The sequence below is a fragment of the Bacillus horti genome, assembly GCF_030813115.1.
Classification (GTDB): Bacteria; Bacillota; Bacilli; order Caldalkalibacillales; family JCM-10596; genus Bacillus_CH; species Bacillus_CH horti.
The window spans coordinates 27973-47346 of record NZ_JAUSTY010000008.1 but is presented as its reverse complement, the minus strand read 5'-3'; the positions used below and the strand labels follow the sequence as shown (position 1 = coordinate 47346).

Annotated in this window: 15 protein-coding genes; all 15 read left to right on the top strand. The window is 40.9% G+C overall.

All coding sequences use genetic code 11. From position 1 onward, the window contains the following. Nucleotides 1–190 precede the first annotated feature (190 nt). The 15 genes from ftsE to J2S11_RS10745 all read left to right on the top strand — a co-directional run bounded on the left by ftsE (nt 191) and on the right by J2S11_RS10745 (nt 19302). Nucleotides 191–877, top strand: coding sequence for a cell division ATP-binding protein FtsE (ftsE, locus tag J2S11_RS10815; RefSeq protein WP_307394421.1), 687 nt, complete (start codon nt 191–193; stop codon nt 875–877). After that, the gene (ftsX, locus tag J2S11_RS10810; protein WP_307394419.1) at nt 867–1763 is read left to right on the top strand and encodes a permease-like cell division protein FtsX; all 897 of its coding nucleotides are present in this window, start codon (nt 867–869) and stop codon (nt 1761–1763) included. The genes ftsE and ftsX overlap by 11 nt, the downstream gene beginning before the upstream one ends. A gap of 754 nt (nt 1764–2517) precedes the next feature. Beyond that, complete coding sequence (locus J2S11_RS10805) at nt 2518–3723, top strand: murein hydrolase activator EnvC family protein (protein WP_307394703.1); 1206 nt, start codon at nt 2518–2520, stop codon at nt 3721–3723. A 214-nt stretch (nt 3724–3937) separates the two neighbouring features. Further along, complete coding sequence (locus J2S11_RS10800; RefSeq protein WP_307394417.1) at nt 3938–5425, top strand: S41 family peptidase; 1488 nt, start codon at nt 3938–3940, stop codon at nt 5423–5425. Nucleotides 5426–5582: 157 nt separating this feature from the next. Continuing rightward, nucleotides 5583–6881: a PDZ domain-containing protein gene (locus J2S11_RS10795; RefSeq protein ID WP_307394415.1), complete on the top strand. Its 1299-nt coding sequence runs from the start codon at nt 5583–5585 to the stop codon at nt 6879–6881. 128 nt (nt 6882–7009) lie between these two features. Further along, nucleotides 7010–7939, top strand: coding sequence for an N-acetylglucosamine kinase (locus tag J2S11_RS10790; RefSeq protein ID WP_307394413.1), 930 nt, complete (start codon nt 7010–7012; stop codon nt 7937–7939). An 80-nt stretch (nt 7940–8019) separates the two neighbouring features. Next, entirely contained in the window at nt 8020–8865 is an 846-nt protein-coding gene (locus J2S11_RS10785) for a MurR/RpiR family transcriptional regulator (protein WP_307394412.1), read from the top strand. Nucleotides 8866–9235: 370 nt separating this feature from the next. Continuing rightward, the gene (gene murQ / locus J2S11_RS10780; RefSeq protein ID WP_307394410.1) at nt 9236–10168 is read left to right on the top strand and encodes an N-acetylmuramic acid 6-phosphate etherase; all 933 of its coding nucleotides are present in this window, start codon (nt 9236–9238) and stop codon (nt 10166–10168) included. Then, nucleotides 10165–11211, top strand: coding sequence for a serine hydrolase domain-containing protein (locus tag J2S11_RS10775; protein ID WP_307394409.1), 1047 nt, complete (start codon nt 10165–10167; stop codon nt 11209–11211). Before murQ ends, J2S11_RS10775 begins: the two co-directional genes overlap by 4 nt. Nucleotides 11212–11504: 293 nt before the next feature. Beyond that, nucleotides 11505–12821 carry an ABC transporter substrate-binding protein gene (locus tag J2S11_RS10770; RefSeq protein ID WP_307394407.1) on the top strand — a complete coding sequence of 439 codons (1317 nt, stop codon included), beginning with the start codon at nt 11505–11507 and terminating at the stop codon, nt 12819–12821. Between the two features lie 269 nt (nt 12822–13090). Then, entirely contained in the window at nt 13091–14047 is a 957-nt protein-coding gene (locus J2S11_RS10765) for a carbohydrate ABC transporter permease (protein WP_307394405.1), read from the top strand. 12 nt (nt 14048–14059) lie between these two features. After that, nucleotides 14060–14884, top strand: a complete 825-nt coding sequence (locus tag J2S11_RS10760) for a carbohydrate ABC transporter permease (protein WP_307394403.1) — start codon at nt 14060–14062, stop codon at nt 14882–14884. Then, nucleotides 14884–15648, top strand: a complete 765-nt coding sequence (locus J2S11_RS10755) for an HAD family hydrolase (protein WP_307394402.1) — start codon at nt 14884–14886, stop codon at nt 15646–15648. The genes J2S11_RS10760 and J2S11_RS10755 overlap by 1 nt, the downstream gene beginning before the upstream one ends. Before the next feature lie 556 nt (nt 15649–16204). After that, nucleotides 16205–17623, top strand: a complete 1419-nt coding sequence (gene glcD, locus J2S11_RS10750; RefSeq protein WP_307394701.1) for a glycolate oxidase subunit GlcD — start codon at nt 16205–16207, stop codon at nt 17621–17623. Next, nucleotides 17620–19302, top strand: a complete 1683-nt coding sequence (locus tag J2S11_RS10745; protein WP_307394400.1) for a (Fe-S)-binding protein — start codon at nt 17620–17622, stop codon at nt 19300–19302. Before glcD ends, J2S11_RS10745 begins: the two co-directional genes overlap by 4 nt. The last annotated feature ends 72 nt before the right edge of the window (nt 19303–19374 follow it).

Below are 19374 nucleotides of genomic sequence, written 5' to 3'. Positions count from 1 at the left end.
GCATTTTTTCAAGTATAATAGACTTTGTCGATAAAAAACCGCTTTATTTGAAGCAAAATGTGTCAAATAAAAAAGGGTTTCTTGTCTTAGGTGTCGAAGTGTTGTAGGAATTCCTATTGTGCATTTCGACATGAAGTGCTTAGGGTGCTAAGCACACCTCAACTTTAGATAAAATTGGAAGTGATTAATAATGATAGAAATGCAGGATGTTTGGAAGACCTATCCAAACGGTGTGAATGCCTTAACGGGAATAGATATCCAAATCTCCAAAGGCGAGTTTGTTTATGTAGTAGGTCCTAGTGGTGCTGGAAAATCTACTTTTATTAAGCTTATGTACCGTGAAGAGAAGCCGACCAAAGGAACGATATTTGTAAACGGGACAAACGTAAGTGAATTAAAAAATAGATACACACCCAAGCTCAGACGCTCGTTGGGAGTTGTTTTCCAAGACTTTAAGCTGCTGCCACGTCTTACGGTTTATGAAAATGTAGCCTTTGCCATGGAAGTCATTGAGAAATCCAAACGCGAAATTAAAAAGCGTGTTATGGAAGTTCTTGATTTAGTTAAATTAAAACACAAAGCAAGATTCTTTCCAAATGAATTATCTGGTGGGGAGCAGCAGCGAGTAGCAATTGCTCGGGCATTAGTCAACAGCCCTGGTATTCTCATTGCTGATGAGCCAACAGGAAACCTGGATCCAGAAACATCTTGGGAGATTATGAAGCTGTTCGATGATATTAATTATTCTGGTACAACAATTGTAATGGCGACCCATAATAGAGAAATTGTGAACACAATGAGAAAGCGCGTCATAGCTGTGGAAAATGGCAAAATTGCACGTGATCAGCACAGAGGAGAGTACGGCTATGAAGATTAGAACGTTAGGGAGGCATGTCCGCGAGGGTGTCAAAAACCTCGGACGAAACGGTTGGATGACCGTAGCCTCAGCTTTGTCCGTGACGATAACATTGCTTATTCTTGGAATTTTCCTGTTGCTCGCGATGAATGTGAATTCCTTCGCTCAGGAAATTGAGGATCAGGTGGAAATTAGGGTCTTTTTAGACCTAGAATCTGGTGAAGAAGAAATAGCAGCCGTGGAGCAAGGGCTTGAAGCACTGTCAGGTGTCCGAGCGATAACCTACGTTCCGAAGGATGAAGGAATAGAGAATTTTATAAGTAGTATGGGTGAACAGGGTCAGCATTTTGAAGAGTTTAAGGATGATAATAATCCGTTACCTGACGTATTTGTTGTACAAGCTATTGATCCACATGGAACAGAGCAGCTAGCTCAGCAAATTGAACAATTTGACCACGTGTATCGAGTGAATTATGGGGCGGGGACAGTAGAAAGGCTGTTTGCTGTCACTAATACAGTCAGAAACATAGGTCTAATTTTTATCATAGGTTTGGCGTTTACCGCAATGCTTCTAATTGCCAACACGATAAAAATTACGATCGTAGCTCGAAGTCGTGAGATTGAAATTATGAAGCTAGTGGGTGCCACAAATATGTTCATACGCTGGCCATTCTTTATCGAGGGTCTCCTCCTAGGGATAATGGGTTCAATCATTCCAATAGCCATCCTGCTGGTCGGCTATCAACAACTTCTAGAAGCTGTTGGACAGACACTTGAAATCCACTTTTTCGCTCTGTTACCGATCTATCCTCTAGCCTATCAGATATCTGGTCTGCTATTAGGAATAGGGGCTTTTATCGGTATATGGGGAAGCATCACATCGGTACGCCGTTTCCTTAGAATCTAGTGCTATTGTGAGACTTTTTTAGCTTCAAGAGAAAGCAGTTTGAAGTCGATAGAGTAAAGCAGTAACGAATGGAGATGTCCAGATGCCAAATTATTCAGAAGCTTTATCGATTTTAAACTTGTATCAATTTAAGGAACGAGATTTGGATTGATTTAAGGAAAGAGTTAAGTGCTTTTCAAAATTAACAAGCTTAGATATAGGGGCTGTCCTAAAAGACTTAAATGCCTAATTTAACAGAGGTGCGTTCTAACAAACATTTATGCACGGGCACAATGGGTTTTGTGAATTCTAACGGTCATATTTGCACCTTAGCTGTGCTTTTCGTACCTCTGAAAATTCTAACGGACAAAATTGCACCTTAGAAGGGTGATTTGAAGAAAAATCCCCAGATATTCATTCTAAGAGTCAAAAATGTCCGTTAGAAATAGAATTAGCTAAAAGTCATTCTCTAAGAGTCTCGTATGTCCGTTAGAGATTCGGCAGACAAGAAAGCTGTTTACCTAAGAAGAAAAACTACCTGAGGGCTTGGGTGAGCCGGCTTGGGACAGCCCCATACATACATAATCATTTGGCAAAAGATTCAGATCGTTCATTACGTTCATTGATTTCTTCGTACACTCTCGTACACTGCATTTTGGGAGGTGTGGAGAAGAGGTGAACTACAAGCTTGATATCGGTCAAGCTCGTAAAAGTAAAAATAAACACATTGAAAATGTCGTATATAACGTTTGGCGAGGAGGAACTTCGATTGACTGTGTGGGGAAAAAAGAACTGGATAAAGGTTTCTTTAAGTATGGTGGTTACGGTCAGCCTCATTTCGGGTAGTCTTTTTATAGGGAATCCATTAGAGGGACAAGCTAACAGTAACGACGAGAGAATTAGGCAGAAGGAAGCGGAGATTGCTGAGCTTGAGAGGCAGCACGCTCAAACTCGGGCAGAGATTAATGAAATAAGAAACAAGGTTAATGAGCTTATAGCTGAGGAAAGAACACTGAATGATGATATTGTTAAGCTAGACTTAGAGATTGCCACAACAAAGTCCAATATTGAATTGCAGGAGACTGAAATTGCAATCACTGAAGTTAAAGCTTATGAGGCTGCCTTAGAGCTACAGGCTGCTGAAGAACAAGTAGCCAAGAGAGAAGATCTTCTCAAGACAAGAGTTAGGGCTATGTATGAGTCTGGTGGAACAGTGGATTATCTAGAGGTACTAATGGGCTCATCTAATTTTGGTGAATTTCTTGAGCGTTTGGACTTTCTTTCCTTGCTCGTTCAGCAGGATCAAAAAATCGTTGAGGATTTTATCCATGCGAAAGAACTAGTGGAAGAAAAAAAGGAAGAAATTGAGCAGTATCTAGTTTTATTAGAAGAACAGCTTAACTCACTCAACGCATTAAAAGCTGACTTTGAAAAACAACAGAAGGACAAGCAGGTTGCCATTGCTGCGATTCAGGTCACTCAAGAAGAATTAGCACGGGAGGAAGCAGAAGCCTTTGCTGCGGCTACCGCCTTGGCTAACCAAAAAGCAGTTGCTCAGAAGGAGTTAGAGGACTTGCGATGGGACGGTATATTCGCATGGCCGGTTCCTAATAGTAAACGAATAACGTCACACTTTGGTCTACGTAAGGATCCGTTTACTGGCCAAACTAGAGGACATAACGGAATGGATATCGGTGCGCCACAAGGAACAACAATTGTAGCAGCGGCTAGTGGCGTAGTGTTAGTGGCAGAATATCTAAATGGCTATGGAAACACAGTTATTGTTGAGCACGGGGATGGAATTAGAACATTATATGGTCATATTCGCAACGGAGGAATTGTGGTTAGTGTTGGTGACAGGGTAGATAGGGAACAGAAGATTGCTGAGGTTGGATCAACTGGTCGCTCTACTGGACCACACCTTCATTTCGAAGTGCATAAGAATGGTGTACAAACAGACCCTGTTGATTATCTGAAATAATGGACTTTTAGCTATCCTTTACAGCACTTTTGTCTCTTGGTCACATAACCTTTACTAAGATAGTTATAAAAAGTAGAAGTTCACAACGAAATTTGATAAAATAGTCATAATTAGTACATGCTACACATAAACTAAATGGAGGCTTCTCACAAGTTTTTTTTAGCTTGTGGTAAGCCTCCTTCATGCAATAAAGTGAAAAAGGTGGTGGAGACAGATGTTAGTTAAAGGCAGAACAGTACTACTACTCGTTGCCCTAGCCATTGTAGGCAGTAGTTTAGCGACCATGCTTTTTGCCAGTTCAGCAGACGGAGGAATGTCACTTCCAGCTCTAGATCAAGTTGCCGATCGTCAAGGGGCAGGGCAGCCACAGCATTCATCCGTTACACCAGATGTGGAAGAGCAATTTAATAAGATCATAGAAGCCTATGAGATTATTCGGGGTAACTATGTGCTTGAGGTGGATGAGACCAAACTTCTTGAAGGCGCGATAGAGGGCATGCTTAATACATTGGATGACCCTTATTCAGTATATATGGACCCTGAGACAGCAGAACAGTTCAAGAGCTCCCTACAATCCTCATTTGAGGGTATTGGGGCTGAAGTGATGATGCAGAATGGGAAAGTAACTATTGTTGCTCCAATTCGAGGAGCACCTGCTGAGAAGGCAGGGCTTCGTCCTAATGACCAAATACTTAGTGTTAATGGTGAAAGCTTAGACGGCATTGATCTGCAACGTGCTGTTTTGAAAATTAAAGGTCCAAAAGGGACAGAAGCGGTACTAGAGGTTGAAAGACCAGGGGTAGCCGAACCTATTACGATTACAGTCATCAGAGATGAAATTCCATTACACACCGTATATTCGGAAACGATTCAAGCAGAGGGGAAAACATTAGGCTTAATTGAGTTGACCTCCTTTGCTCAAAAGACAGCGGAGGATTTTAAAACAGCATTAACTGAATTAGAAGGTCAAAACATGGATGGTTTGATTATAGATGTGCGTGGAAATCCAGGTGGATATTTAGATGCAGTAAGGGAAATCGGTAAGCTGATTGTACCTAATGAAGCAGTCATCACTAAGATACAGAATCGAGATGGTGATAAGCTAGGGGTTTATCGTTCCACATTGAAGGATCCGAAGCCATACCCAATTACAATATTAGTTGATGAGGGAAGTGCTAGTGCTTCTGAGATTCTAGCTGCTGCTCTGCAGGAGGCTGGACACTATAAAGTGGTAGGAACGAAATCCTTCGGTAAAGGAACCGTGCAAAGCTCTGTTGAGCTGAAGGATAGCAGTGAAATTAAAATCACGATTGCTAAATGGTTAACTCCAGACGAAAATTGGGTTCATGGTGAAGGGGTGCAGCCGGACATTGTTGTAGAGCGTCCAGAATACTTCTCAGCTACTCCAATTCAAACGGAGGAAGAACTAACACTTAATATGAACGACAACAATGTGAAAAGCTTACAGATCATGCTCAAAGGACTTGGCTATGATCCGGGACGTACAGACGGCTACTTTGATGAACAAACTCAGCAAGCTGTCCAGCAATACCAAACGGCTAATCAACTTACTTCTACAGGAAGTGTTAATGAAGAAACGGCTCAGCTTATTCAGGAGCAACTGATTGAACAGATGAGAGATCCGCAGCATGATGTTCAGCTGAAAAAAGCAGTCGAAACTTTATTAGAAGAAATGAACTAACACGTAAAATAAACTGAATGATAAACAGCCTATAAAAGGGCTGAATGCTAAATCAAACAAAGAACAATGAGAAACTATAAGAATGATAAAACGGACTAAGCCTTTAAAAGTATCATAAATAGAGCTACAAATGGGAGCTTGGAGGGTGGAACGATAGATGGATGTGTGGACAGAATGGCTATTCACTTTACTTAAGGGGATTCCTTCCCTGTTTACTACTCCGTTTACGTACCTCCTCCTTTTTCTTATTGCTTTGCAGTGGAGAAGGCAGATTGACATGGAGCGTAAGCTATTCAGCGCTAAGCTTCATACAGTAGCAGAAGGTGTACTTCAATCCGTATTTTTTGGTTTACTGGGTGGATTAGTGGCTTCCCTTTTTATCGTTGGTTTCGGGGTTGTGCTTTCTGCTCAAGTATTTTTATTCCTGTGGTTAGTGGCTATTCTACTAGCCCTTTTCCATGTTAGGTATCTTTGCTTTGCTTACGCTGGTGCAATTTTAGCTCTCCTTGTTGCATTAGTCGACCTATTTCCCCAGCTACAAACCATTCCGGTTCTTGCTACCTTAGGGGAAACAGTGGGACTGGCTGAACTGCCCTCTATTTTTGTCCTTGTGGCTTTCCTTCATCTTGTGGAAGCGTTGTTGGTTTATTTATCTGGAGCAAAAAAAGCTACACCTATATTCATACATAGTAAAAGAGGACGTTTGGTGGGTGCGTTCCATATTCAGCACTTTTGGTTTGTGCCTCTATTCTTACTGATTCCTAGTGAACAGAACGTGGTGCAGGGTTTGTTTCAAGGCTGGCCCATTTTTTCAGGGGAGCTTCTTCTTCCCCTTTCGCTTATGCTTGTACCGGCTGTGTTAGGTTATTCAGAGCAGACGATTAGTGCTACTCCACAGCAGAAAGCAAGGTCTTCGGCTATTTGGCTGGTTATCTATAGTGTGGTTCTTATCGGTTTTAGTGCTCTTACTGCCTTTATCAGTGCTTGGTTTATATGGCCTACCATTCTTTTTAGTTTTCTGGGACATGATGCCATGATATGGGCGAGCCGTATGAAGGAAGCTAAAGCGATACCAATCTATGTACACCCGAATGAAGGGTTGAAAATATTAGCGATCATCCCTGGTTCACCTGCTGCAAAAATGGGCTTACAGGCTGGAGAGGTGATTCTTAAAGCAAATGGACAAGCCCTAAAACGACGTAAGGACTTGTATGCTGCTATGCAAAACAATTTAGCCTTTTGCAAGCTAGACGTTCTTGATCTTCAAGGTGAGATTAAATTTCCTAAATCGTCTGTTTATCAGGAGGACCATCATCAGCTTGGAATCATTCTTTGTCCAGATGAGGACGTACCTTATTACCTTGAAGGTACCTCTAATTCTCTCCTCCAGCTTCTTTTACAGCGTTTGAATCGGAAATCTACGAAACAAAACGAGGAAATAAAGGTGAAAAACTAGGATTTGTAGAATTATTCTACAGATCCTTTTTTTGTTCTGAAAAAAAATTTCATTTCATGTATAATACATATAAAATATTTATTCGAATTTCTTTTGAGGGAGCTAGAACATCAGGAAGGGGAATCCTCATGTATATTATCGGTATAGATGGAGGCGGGACAAAAACAACAGGGGCTGTAGCTAATATAGAAGGCTCGATACTCGCTTCAGTTACCGTTGGACCAACAAATCCGAATAGTATGGAGCAGAGCTATATCAAAGCTCAGTTTGAAAAGCTGTTTGTCCATCTCGCAGATCAAATTCCTAATCTGTTTCAGCATACGCTCGCCTGCTTTGCGGGAGTAGCTGGGGCAGACCGCCCGAGTAATAAGCAGCTGCTTACAGAAACGTTGACAGAGCTATTACCCTCGCAAACGAAAATAGGGATAGATAATGATGCGGTAAATGCTTTATTTTCTGGATCACTTGGGGAGCCAGGAGTCGTGAATATTGCAGGGACTGGTTCTATATGCTTTGGAATAAACGATGAAGGAAAGAGACAGAGAGTTGGGGGATGGGGCTATCTTCTGGGTGACCCTGGAAGTGGCTATGCGATTGGTAGAGCAGCATGTATTGCTTTCTATCATGCGGTTGACGGACGAGGAAAAGAAACTCTTCTCTCACAGCTTATTCTAGAGCATTTTGAGGTGAGTAGTCCTTATGAGCTTCTAGAGCATATTTATGATATGGAGCGTTCAAGAACGGTGATATCCTCTGTAACGAAATTGGTTTTCTTAGCGGCAGACCAAGGGGATAAGATAGCGATTCAAATCCTTAAGCAGGCGGCTGTAGATATGGCTGAGCAAATGGATAGCTTAGTGAGCCAGCTTTACGCACACAAAGCGTCTACGGATTTTACTGTGCCAGTTGTTTTAGCTGGAGGGATTTATCAGCGCTCTGACTGGTTTTTGCCAATTATTCAAGAGCAATTTAGAGACCACTCCATTCAGACACAATTCATTATTCCAGATCAACCTCCTGTGTATGGAGCTATAGTAGCAGCAAAAAAGCTAATTTAGCATGGTACTCCTGTAAGGGAGATCCAAGGAATTGTAGAAGAGGCATGAAAAAATAAGGAACGGGCTAGGTGATGTTTATGATGTCTGGTGGAATTACAATTATAAAAGAGATGCTACATATTCTACGGCCTTCAGAAAGGAAAGTGGCAGAATACATTTTAGAAGAGCCTGGTAAAGCAATAAAGCTAACGATTGCTGATTTAGCAAAAGCTAGTCAGTCTAGCGAGGCAGCAATTATTAGATTGTGTAAAAGGCTAGATTTCAAAAGCTTCTCTGAATTAAAAATTAGAGTGGCTGGAGACCTTCAGAAGCCTGTAGCAGAAAAATACTACGACATCCTACCTAATGAACAGATGAAGGATGTTGTTGCCAAGGTATCGACTAACAATATTCAAGCGATCCGTGAAACGATGGACTTAATCAATCAAGATGAAGTAGAAAAAGCAGTAACAGCAATTATGAACTGTAAGCAGCTGCTCATTTATGGAGTAGGTGCTTCCTCTATCATCGCTCAAGATGCACATCAAAAGTTTATGAGGATTAACATTCAGTGTAACACGTACACAGATTTCCACATTGCTGCTGTAGCAGCGGCGAACGCAGGACCTGAGGATGTTGTCATAGGCGTTTCTCACTCAGGTAGCACAAAGGAAGTTGTTGAGGTATTTGAATTGGCCTCACAATCCACACGCATCAGTATTACAAAGTATGGTCAAACACCATTAGCTGGTTTAGCTAATATACGCCTTTATACGTCACCTACTAAAGAAAGTAGCTTCAGGAGTGCTGCAACGGCATCAAGAATGGCTCAATTAAACATTATTGATATTCTGTTTGTTGCTTTAGCAAGCATGAGATATGAGGAGACGATTAAGCACTTAGACAAAACGAGAGAAGCTATACAATCCCATAAGGTTTATGAATAACTGACCTATTTTAAGAGAATCACGTTTTCTCCTGATAGAATATATTGAGAACGTTGTAAATGCAGTGATAATACTCTCAAACTACCTCTTTGTTCCAAAGAACAAAGGGGATTTTTTTGGATCGAGACCTCAGGGGGAAAAAGGAATAGAAAAGTCACTCAAATCATAATAGTAATAAATATGTTGAAATATAATTTCATTTAAATTATAATTACTTTAAAATATTATTTTATAAATGATTTAGTAATTATGATTTATTATGAAACACAGTAATAAACAACAACAGGTAAAGTCACAAGATTTTGTATATGGATCATAGCATTTAAAAATGTAGGTAACATCACAGAATAATTTAGGGTAGGAGCTGTTCATGTTGAAGGAAGATCTAATTTCGTTGACCACGGAGCAGATTAATGAACAATCAAGGAATATCGACAAGCAGTCAACCTATGATATCCTCAAGATTATGAATAATGAGGATCATAAGGTGGCCCAAGCGGTCCAAAACTGCCTTCAACCGATATCAGAGGCTGTAGATCAAATCCACCATTCTATTCGACATGGAGGAAGATTGATTTATGTAGGGGCAGGAACTAGTGGAAGATTGGGAATACTAGATGCAGCTGAATGTCCTCCAACCTTTGGTACTCCACATGAAATGGTTCAAGCTATTATGGCAGGTGGATCAAAGGCCATCCTCCAGGCGGTTGAGGGTGCGGAGGACAGTAGTGAGCATGGTAGGCTAGACCTAATCGAGAAAGAGCTTCAAGCAGGTGATACGGTAGTTGGGATTACGGCAAGTGGCCGAACACCTTACGTGGTTGGCGCTCTACAGTATGCTAAGGAAGTAGGGGCAGCTACAGTAGGAATTGCCTGTAACTCAAATTCTAGAGTTGGGCAAGTAGCGGATATTGCCATCGAAGTTGAAGTAGGTCCAGAAGTGATCATGGGGTCAACTAGACTAAAGGCAGCTACGGCTCAAAAAATGGTTTTAAACATGCTTTCTACCGCAACCATGGTAAAGCTAGGAAAAGTCTATCAAAACTTGATGATTGATTTAGCTCCAACAAATGTAAAGCTAATAGATCGGGCAAGAAGAATCGTGGCAAACGTGACAAATAGCTCATATGAAAAAGCGCAGCAGGTGCTTGATCTTGCCGATCAAGAAGTGAAGACCGCCATTGTGATGATTGAAGGAGATGCGACAGCTAATGAAGCGAGAAGGTCTATTGAAGAAGCTGGCGGTATGGTTCGAGCTGCGATAGGTCATGTGCTGAAAGTGAAGGAGGGAGATGCAGGATGAAGCTCTCACTAGTGCTTACATTTCTAGAGAATGAGATTAAGAAAAACCGCCTACCAGGTGCTGTTTTACACGTCTCACATCGTGGACAGCTTGTCTGTCAGGAAGCACTAGGCTACAAGACAGTATTTCCTACTCCGACAGAAATGAAACTAGATACTGTTTTTGATCTTGCGTCTTTAACAAAGGTCATAGCTACACTTCCCGCTACATTGAAGCTATTAGAGGAAGGGAAGCTAGGATTGTATGATTCTGTTTCTAAGCACATTCCTGAATTTGACTCCCATGATAAGGACAAAATAAGAATTTTCCATCTCCTTACTCACTCTTCAGGACTTGTAGCGGATCGCCCGTATCATAAACAGCAGTTAGCTAAAAAAGAAATTTTAGAAGCTATTTGTGCAGAACAATTGATTTATGAACCTGGACAAAAAGTCATTTACAGTGATCTAGGCATGATTCTCCTATCCTTTTTAATTGAGAGAGTGACTGGAGAAGCGTTTGATCAATACTGTGCGAAAGTCATCTTTGATCCACTAGATATGAAGGATACAGGCTTTAACCCGAGCTTCCCCATAGAGCGTTATGCAGCTACAGAGCTCTGCCCAATAAGGCAAGAGTATAAATGTGGCATTGTCCATGACGAAAAAGCAGAGACAATGGGGGGCGTAAGTGGTCATGCAGGCTTGTTTTCTACCGTCCAGGATCTAGCTAAATTTGCAAGAATGATTGAGCTAAATGGCAGGGATAAACCTATACTCTCTGAGGCAAGTATTAGACTAAGCAAAAAAAACTTTACACCTGCACTGGATGAAGGCAGAGGATTGGGCTGGATGATGAAGTCCCCTATCTCCTACTCAGCCTGTGGAGAGCTATTCTCAGATTTATCCTATGGTCATACAGGGTTCACTGGAACAAGTCTCTGGTTTGATCCTGAAGAGGAGCTTCATGTTATTCTTTTAACCAATCGTGTCCATTACGGGAGAGAACCACACATTCTAGATATTAGACCAAAGGTCCATAATATGATAAGAGCTATGTTTTAGATCGAATTTTAATGAGATATACAATTTTCTAAGTTAAACCCTATGTTCAAGCATGTTCAGTGACGACTTTTCGACAAATTTAGCATATTTCTGATTTATAAAATTTTATTTCATGATATAATGGGTTTGTTTAGAAATTAAATTTCATCATTTTGAGTGGTAGGTGTCTGCTACACGTTCAAAAGAATGAGATTTATGGAGGGGGATGCTTGAAAATCAGAGTAGACGGTTAGACCAGCATCTAGATTTACACAAAGCATGAAAATGACATCTATATGAGAGGGGCAACAATTATGTTGAACAAAAAGAATTTTGTCGTTCTAGCTATGTTTCTTGTATTATGTTTAGTTGCTTTTGGTTGTAGTTCCAATTCTGAAGAAAATCCTGATACAAGCACAGATACTGAAGAGCCGGGTACAAATGGGGGAACTGAAGTAGGGAGTGGACAAGCGATACAATTGACCATGTATAGCTGGAGACCAGAGGATAGACCAGCTTATGAAAAGTTAATTGCTGCATTCCAAGACGAAAATCCTAATATTACGATTAAGTTTGAACCGTTTCAGTCTACAGAGTACAACACAATCTTAACGAACTCCTTAGTAGCTGGTTCTGGACCTGATATTATTCAGCTTCGTCCTTACTCTGGAGCAAAAACGATTGCTGATAATGATTATCTTGTTTCCTTAGATGATCTTGCAGGACTAGAGAACATTCCAGAAGCATATTTGGATGCAGCTAGAGGGAATGATGGAAGCGTTTACGGAATTCCGTTATCGATTAACTCTGGAGTTATCTTTTATAATAAAGCTATCTTTGATGAATATGGAATAGAAGTTCCTGAAACCTATGATGAATTAGTTCAAGTGAGTCAGCAATTAAAGGATAATGGAGTGATTCCGATCGCTCAGGGTGGACGAGCTGCTTACCTTCTTTCTATGACTCATGGTGTAGTTGGACCAGCGATCTACGGAGGCAATGATTTTGTAGATAAGCTTACCTCTGGATCAACAGATTTAAAAGACGCAGCTTTCGCTGACTCTGTTGTTAAGATGCAAGAATTAGAAGAGTTTTTCCCGCAGCATTTTATGGGATTAGATGATAACGATGCTCAATCTCTAATTTATACAGAGCAAGCGGCTATGTACATCAATGGAGACTATCGTTTAGCTACTTTTGAAAACAATGCACCAGACATTGAGTTTGGCGTTATTCCAGGATTAGCTACTTCCAAAGGTGAAGATGCTCATGTAACACAATGGGTAGATGGATCCTATGGAGTAGTGAAAAACTCCAGAAACCAAGAAGCTGCTCTTAAATTCATGGAGTTTATGACATCAGTAGATTTTGGTCAGATGTTCAGTGATGAACTAAACCGTGTAAGCCCTGTGTCAGGCGTGCAGCCTAGCCATCCAATCGTGAATCAAATTTCTGAAGCAAGTGCGAAGAACTCTACACCATATTTAATGCTAGTTCATTATGGTGAAGGTTCACCTACAGGGAAAACAACATTTGAAGACGCCCTGCAGGGATTATATCTAGGTGAAATTGACCTTGATAAGGTGCTAGATGATACTCAGGTTGCGGCAGAAAGAGCTAAGCAAGAGTAAAAAATCGGCCAATTGTACTAAGCTCAATATGCGATGACAAATGACTAAAACAATATACAGTCACTCATTGCTGGCTGTATGTTGTTTAACAAAAACGAGTAACTGCGTTTATCAGATGACAAACAAATCACTTTGCGTTTCTCATCTGATAAACGAATATTTTAAGTAGCTAGTTTGTTACAAGCTACTGTCTAGCCTTTCGACATTTTGAAATGAAATGGCTAGAGAGAGACCAAGTTTTTCTAATAAAAGAGGAGGAATAGAACGAGATGCCTTCTTTACAGGAAGATCAACCACAAGAAGTTAGAACAATCAAAAAAAAGAAAAACATGAAAAAGCATTTGGTTCACTTATTTTTATTGCCTGCTCTTCTTTTTTACATCGTCTTTCAAATTTATCCGATTTTCACAGCTTTTCTGAACAGCTTCTATTCGTTTAATGGCTTTACACGTGACGCTTTTATTGGGATTCAGAATTTCGTGACACTATTGACCCAATCTCCGTATAAAGAAACGTTTACGAATGCATTAAATCACAACTGGATAGTTTTCGTTGTCAGCTTCTTTTCCAAGCTAGTTGTGGCTTTTATATTAGCGTTGTTACTTCATAGTAAGATCAAAGGGAGAGAGTTTTTCAAATCCGTCTTTTTTATACCTAAGCTACTTTCCGTTATTGTTATTGGATTCTTATTCAGCTTGATTCTAAATCCAACTAACGGGGCTTTGAACTCCTTTCTTAGAATGATAGGCTTAGATAATCTAGCTATGCCTTGGCTGGGAAGCACAGATACAGCTTTGTATACAATCATCCTAGTCAACAGCTGGTCAAGTATTGGTTTTGCCATGCTTATTTTCCTAGCGGGATTACAGGCTATTGATGATGAAATTTTTGAGGCGGCAAGAATTGATGGAGCTCGGGGGCTGACCATGATTTTTAAAATCACAGTTCCAATGGTTCTTCCAGCACTTATGATTATGACTATTCTTACGTTTATTAGTTCCTTTGAAATCTTTGAGCTTATCTTTGCCATGCAGGGATCATCAGGTGGACCTTATTATTCCACTGACGTTTTAGCGACTTATTTCTACCGCTTAGCGTTTGGTTCTGTTGAGGGCGGACAGGCCATTGGTTTAGGCTCGGCGCTTGCAGTGATCTTGTTCTTCATTATTGCATCCGTTACGGCCATCAGTCTTTTCTTCTTCCAACGTAAGAATTTTGAAAGATAGGGGTGAAGCACAATGAAAACATCACGCTGGGGTCAAGGAGCTAAATACGCGGTTCTTATCTTCTTTGCTATCTTATTTCTCTATCCCATCCTGTTAATGATTTTTAACTCCTTTAAATCCAATATTGAGATATTTAGATCTCCTTTAGGGCTTCCTTCTGCTTTGGATTTTCAGAACTATATTGATGTGTGGGAGAAGGTTAATTTCTCTGGATACGTCTGGAATAGTATTTATGTAAGCGCAGCGTCTGTATTCGTCATTTTATTTGTTTCATCACTGGCTGCGTACTATCTAGCTCGATATTCATTTAAATGGAACACCTATATTTTGTTCTTTTTTATGCTAGGTTTGATGCTGCCAATGAAGCTCGCGATCATTCCTTTGTATCTTATTTTCATGAATCTAGGATTGTTGGATACACTTACGTCACTTGTTATTGTTTACGTAGCTGGTAATATTCCTTTTGCCGTATTTGTTTTCTATGGATTCTTTAAGACCTTACCGAAGGATTTGGAGCAATCAGCACGCTTAGATGGGTGTAATGAATTTCAGGTTTATTATAAAATTGTCTTACCACTCATGAAGCCTGCCGTAGCAACGGTTGGGATTGTGAATTTGATCGGTGTATGGAATGATTTCTTCTACCCATTAATTTTCATCCGCAGTGATGAGCTAAGGACAATTCCTTTAGGAATGCTAACATTGTTTGGTGAATATGATACACAATGGAATCTCCTTTTTGCCGGATTAACAATTTCCTCTTTACCGATGATTATCGCTTTCTTGTTTGCTTCGAAGCAATTTATTGAAGGCTTAACGTCAGGAGCTCTGAAATAATGGATAAAAAATGGATTACCTTTGACTTAGATGGAACATTGATGCAGAACCCTTTTGGAGCGTATATTTTTCCTGAATTACAGGAAATCATAGGCTCAAAGGTAGAGCGTGACTGGAATGTAGTAGAGGCGTTGGTGAAAGAGCATGAACAACGCCTTAAAGCTGGCAGGTACGTGGCTGCGTATGATTGGGATGAAATTGTTCAAACGGTTTTAGGACATGAAGGGTTAAAAATGGATATCGATGTGGAGCAGATGGTGCTGAAGCATTCTGTTCTCCCAAAGGTATACATGCTGGAGGAGTCAATTCCTCAGGTTCTACAGGAGTTAAAAAATAGAGGGTACAGCCTTGCTGTAGCGACGAATGGCTTTATGAAGTATCAAGCGCCTGTTCTACAAGCGATTGGCATCTTGGAGTATTTCGATAAAGTGATTACCCCAGAGATAGCTGGAGCAGGGAAACCCGATGTCGCGATGCTAAAGGAGCTGGATGACGAAACAATTGCCGCTCATGTTGGTGATCGAATTGATCATGATATAACGCTGGCAAACGCTATGAACGTTCACTCCATTCTGATCGCTACAGCCTTACCCGTTGAACTTGAGCAACTTACTCCTCAGGAGCGTGCCCAGCATGAGCTAAGCTTGGGGCTATGTAAAAAGAAGCTAGAGAAGGAGACGGGAGTAGTCCTTGAAGAGCTCGATCATTCTCAGCGACCACAGACGATTATTAAGTCTATAGAGGAATTGCTCCTTATTTTATAGAATTGCTTACTAATTGTATGTGGAGAATAATAATAGTGCTAGATTGATCTCTGCAGGTGGAGAATAACTAATGCTAGATTGATGCTATACAGGGAATGTATGATGAACACTAAGGAATCAAGAGATATATAGAATTAAGAAAGCATGATGAACACGAAGGAATCAAGATATATAGAATTATAAAAGCATGATGAACACAAAAGAATGAAGACATATAGAATTATAGAAGCATGAAGAACAATGAAGATTATGAAGAACAATGAAGAGCTGTCCCAAAAGTAGATTTTTCTATGCTGGTGCAGCTTCTTTTATCATTATAAACTTTTAACGGACATATTTGACTCTTAAACAGCCTTTTTCGCCTGATTCGCTCTCTAACGGACATTTTTAACTCTTAGAATGAATATCCAGAGATTTTTCCTCAAAACACTCTTCTAAGGTGCAATTTTGTCCGTTAGAATTGATGGGGTTGAAAAAAACACATCTAAGGTGCAGTTATGTCCGTTAGAAACCACAGGAGTAACTTATTAGCAGATGGGGGAGTACGATGAAAAATATGACAAAGCTGGACACACAAATTCTTGAAAAAATTTACGCCATTGTAGGTCATGCCTATGTAGAAGATGATCCCGTATCTCTACTTTCTTATTCCTATGACGCTACCCCTGGCTATCAGTCCATGCCCCAGGCTGTCGTTCGACCAAAAAGTACGGAGGAAATCGCTCAGCTGTTGAAGCTCTGTTATGAGTATGAGATCCCTATTGTTCCAAGAGGATCGGGCACTAATTTATGTGCAGGAACCGTTCCAACAGAGGGCGGGATTGTCATCCTATTTACACGTATGAATCAAATTTTAGAGATTGATGAGCAAAATTTAACGATTACTGTACAGCCTGGAGTGATTACACAGCAATTAATTGAACAAGTGGAGTCCCTTGGTTTATTTTATCCCCCCGATCCTAGCAGCATGAAAATCTCCACGATTGGAGGGAATATTAACGAATGCTCAGGTGGGTTACGTGGGCTAAAATACGGTGTAACCAAGGACTATGTGTTAGGGTTAGAGGTTGTTCTTCCACAGGGAGAGATTGTGCGGACTGGAGGAAAGCTGGCCAAGGATGTAGCCGGCTATGACTTAACGAAGCTTCTGGTAGGATCAGAAGGTACTCTTGGGATCATCACAGAGGCTACCTTAAAACTAATTCCTAAACCCGCCTCGAAAAAAACGATGCTAGCGCTTTATCCAAACATTGAGCATGCGGCTCAAACCGTTTCCGAGATTATTTCAGCAAAAATTATTCCAGCCACGTTGGAATTTATGGATCAACTTACATTAAAGACGGTTGAGGACTTTGCTCAAATTGGATTACCAACGGATATTGAAGCTGTGCTGCTTATTGAGCAGGACGGACATCCAGACGTTGTAGAACAGGATATTCAACAGATTGCCAAGCTATGTGAGCAATACGGAGCTTCCTCCATTCAAATTGCCAGGACTGTGGCAGAGAGTGAACAGCTTACGACGGCTAGACGCTCAGCCTTAACAGCACTGTCAAGGCTCAGACCAACAACGATCCTTGAGGATGCCACTGTTCCACGCTCCAAAATAGCTGAAATGGTGCGTTCTATTCACCGTATCGCCGAAAAATATGAGGTGCAGATCTGTACGTTTGGTCATGCAGGGGATGGAAATCTACATCCGACCTGTGTTACGGATTATAGGGATGAAGAGGAGATGCATCGGGTAGAGGAAGCGTTTGCTGAAATTTTTGAGGTGGCTATTCAATTAGGTGGAACCATTACAGGTGAGCATGGTGTCGGCATTGTAAAAGCTCCTTATCTATCCTGGAAGCTTGGCGACACGGGAGTTGCTGCTATGAAAGCGATTAAACAAGCGTTTGATCCTAAAAATCTAATGAACCCGGGCAAGATTTTTGCTAAGGCAGAGAGAAAAAGGATCGTGATCAAAGGATGAACACACAGCTACAGAAACCAGTGAAACAGGATAAAGCGGACCACTTACAAGAATCAATCAAACAGCATAAAGCGATGTCCCAACAGGTAGTTAGACATGATAAACCGTTACCACAACAGGGTGTAAAACAGTATAAGACATTACCTGAGGCTGAAAAAATACAAAGAGACTTTCAGCAAAAGATGGATATAGAGGAGCTGATGAACTGTACACGCTGTGGCTTTTGTCAGCCTTCCTGTCCTACTTTTGTTCAGACTGAAGGAAAGGAAGCTGCATCACCTAGGGGGAGGATTGCCCTAATGAAGGGTGTTGTAGACGGTGTGATTGAGCCAGATGAGCATTTTGAGCGAGAGCTTAGCTTATGCTTAGGCTGTCGGGCGTGTGAAACGGCCTGCCCATCAGGAGTAAACTATGGTCAGCTTTTAGAGCAAGCAAGAGCCATTCTTCATGAGCATAAGACTTACTCATGGCCAATACGTCTATTTCGTTCCATTTTCTTTAAAAAAGTTCTACCTTCTGCACCAGTGCTTAAAACGATCGGCTCATTACTTTGGGTCTATCAGCGTTCAGGGTTACAGTGGCTAGTACGTAAAACGAAGCTATTACACATCCTCTTACCAAAAAGTATGGTCAGTATGGAGCGCATTGTACCTGATATCTCCTCACCAAAAGAGCTGTGGAAAAAAGAAATGAATAGCGTGCTTTCTGACGCTTCTGATCAAACTTCCGCCTCCTCACGGGTTCAGTTTTTTAAAGGGTGTATCATGGATATGATGTTTCACCAAACGAATCAGCGTACAGTGAAGCTGGCTCAGCGTGCAGGATTTAATGTTCATGTTCCACAGGCACAAACATGCTGCGGAGCTTTACATGCTCATGCAGGGGATATTCAAACGTCTAAGGAGCTAGCTAAAAGGAACATTGAAGTGTTCGAGCAGGGTGAGCAACTGAATGATCCTGTGGCTTCAACTACCTTACAAATCCTAACGAATGCTGGAGGCTGTGGGGCGTTTCTGATGGAATATCCACACCTTTTGAAGGATGAGCCTGAGTGGAAGAGCAGAGCGGAGCGATTCGCTTCTCGAATCGTAGATATTTCTGAATGGTTAATTGAAAATGCGGATGAGTATGAGGAACCAGTAAAAACACCAACACCAACACCAACAGCATCACCAACAGCATCACCAACATTAACATCAACGGTGCCACAAACACCTTCCTCATCACAAAGAGCAGTCTTATCGTCAGAATCATTCAATAGCAAAAACTTGCCAGCATCATTTAATAGCCAAAGCTCTATTTCCGAAGAAGTGATTACTTATCAGGACTCTTGTCATTTGCGTCACGGTATGAAAGTGAATCACGCCCCTAGGCAGCTATTGCACCAAACGGAAGGTACACAATTTGTAGAGTTGAAAAATGCAAATATGTGTTGTGGATCTGCAGGAATATATAATATTATGGAGCAAGAAATGTCTATGAAGGTACTTGATCATAAAATGCAAGATGTGAAGAAAACTCAAGCAAAAACAATCATTACCTCTAATCCAGGCTGCTTACTCCAAATGCAGCTAGGAATAGAACGAGAAGGTCTTGGAAATCAGATGAAAGCCGTACACTTAGTGGACTTTCTATACGAGCAAGAAGAAATAAAGAGAAGGCATGGCGAGAAGGCATGACCAGCTTTAATAAGCAAAATGTAATATTAATCACTTATCAGAATAATGAATAAGTGCGAAATAAGTGCAAAA

Bases quoted from the DNA above. Each gene is read 5' to 3' on its own strand.
- ftsE (WP_307394421.1), top strand. From the start codon at position 191: ATGATAGAAATGCAGGATGTTTGGAAGACCTATCCAAACGGTGTGAAT.
- ftsX (WP_307394419.1), top strand. From the start codon at position 867: ATGAAGATTAGAACGTTAGGGAGGCATGTCCGCGAGGGTGTCAAAAAC.
- J2S11_RS10800 (WP_307394417.1), top strand. From the start codon at position 3,938: ATGTTAGTTAAAGGCAGAACAGTACTACTACTCGTTGCCCTAGCCATT.
- J2S11_RS10795 (WP_307394415.1), top strand. From the start codon at position 5,583: ATGGATGTGTGGACAGAATGGCTATTCACTTTACTTAAGGGGATTCCT.
- J2S11_RS10790 (WP_307394413.1), top strand. From the start codon at position 7,010: ATGTATATTATCGGTATAGATGGAGGCGGGACAAAAACAACAGGGGCT.
- J2S11_RS10785 (WP_307394412.1), top strand. From the start codon at position 8,020: ATGTCTGGTGGAATTACAATTATAAAAGAGATGCTACATATTCTACGG.
- murQ (WP_307394410.1), top strand. From the start codon at position 9,236: ATGTTGAAGGAAGATCTAATTTCGTTGACCACGGAGCAGATTAATGAA.
- J2S11_RS10775 (WP_307394409.1), top strand. From the start codon at position 10,165: ATGAAGCTCTCACTAGTGCTTACATTTCTAGAGAATGAGATTAAGAAA.
- J2S11_RS10770 (WP_307394407.1), top strand. From the start codon at position 11,505: ATGTTGAACAAAAAGAATTTTGTCGTTCTAGCTATGTTTCTTGTATTA.
- J2S11_RS10765 (WP_307394405.1), top strand. From the start codon at position 13,091: ATGCCTTCTTTACAGGAAGATCAACCACAAGAAGTTAGAACAATCAAA.
- J2S11_RS10760 (WP_307394403.1), top strand. From the start codon at position 14,060: ATGAAAACATCACGCTGGGGTCAAGGAGCTAAATACGCGGTTCTTATC.
- J2S11_RS10755 (WP_307394402.1), top strand. From the start codon at position 14,884: ATGGATAAAAAATGGATTACCTTTGACTTAGATGGAACATTGATGCAG.
- glcD (WP_307394701.1), top strand. From the start codon at position 16,205: ATGACAAAGCTGGACACACAAATTCTTGAAAAAATTTACGCCATTGTA.
- J2S11_RS10745 (WP_307394400.1), top strand. From the start codon at position 17,620: ATGAACACACAGCTACAGAAACCAGTGAAACAGGATAAAGCGGACCAC.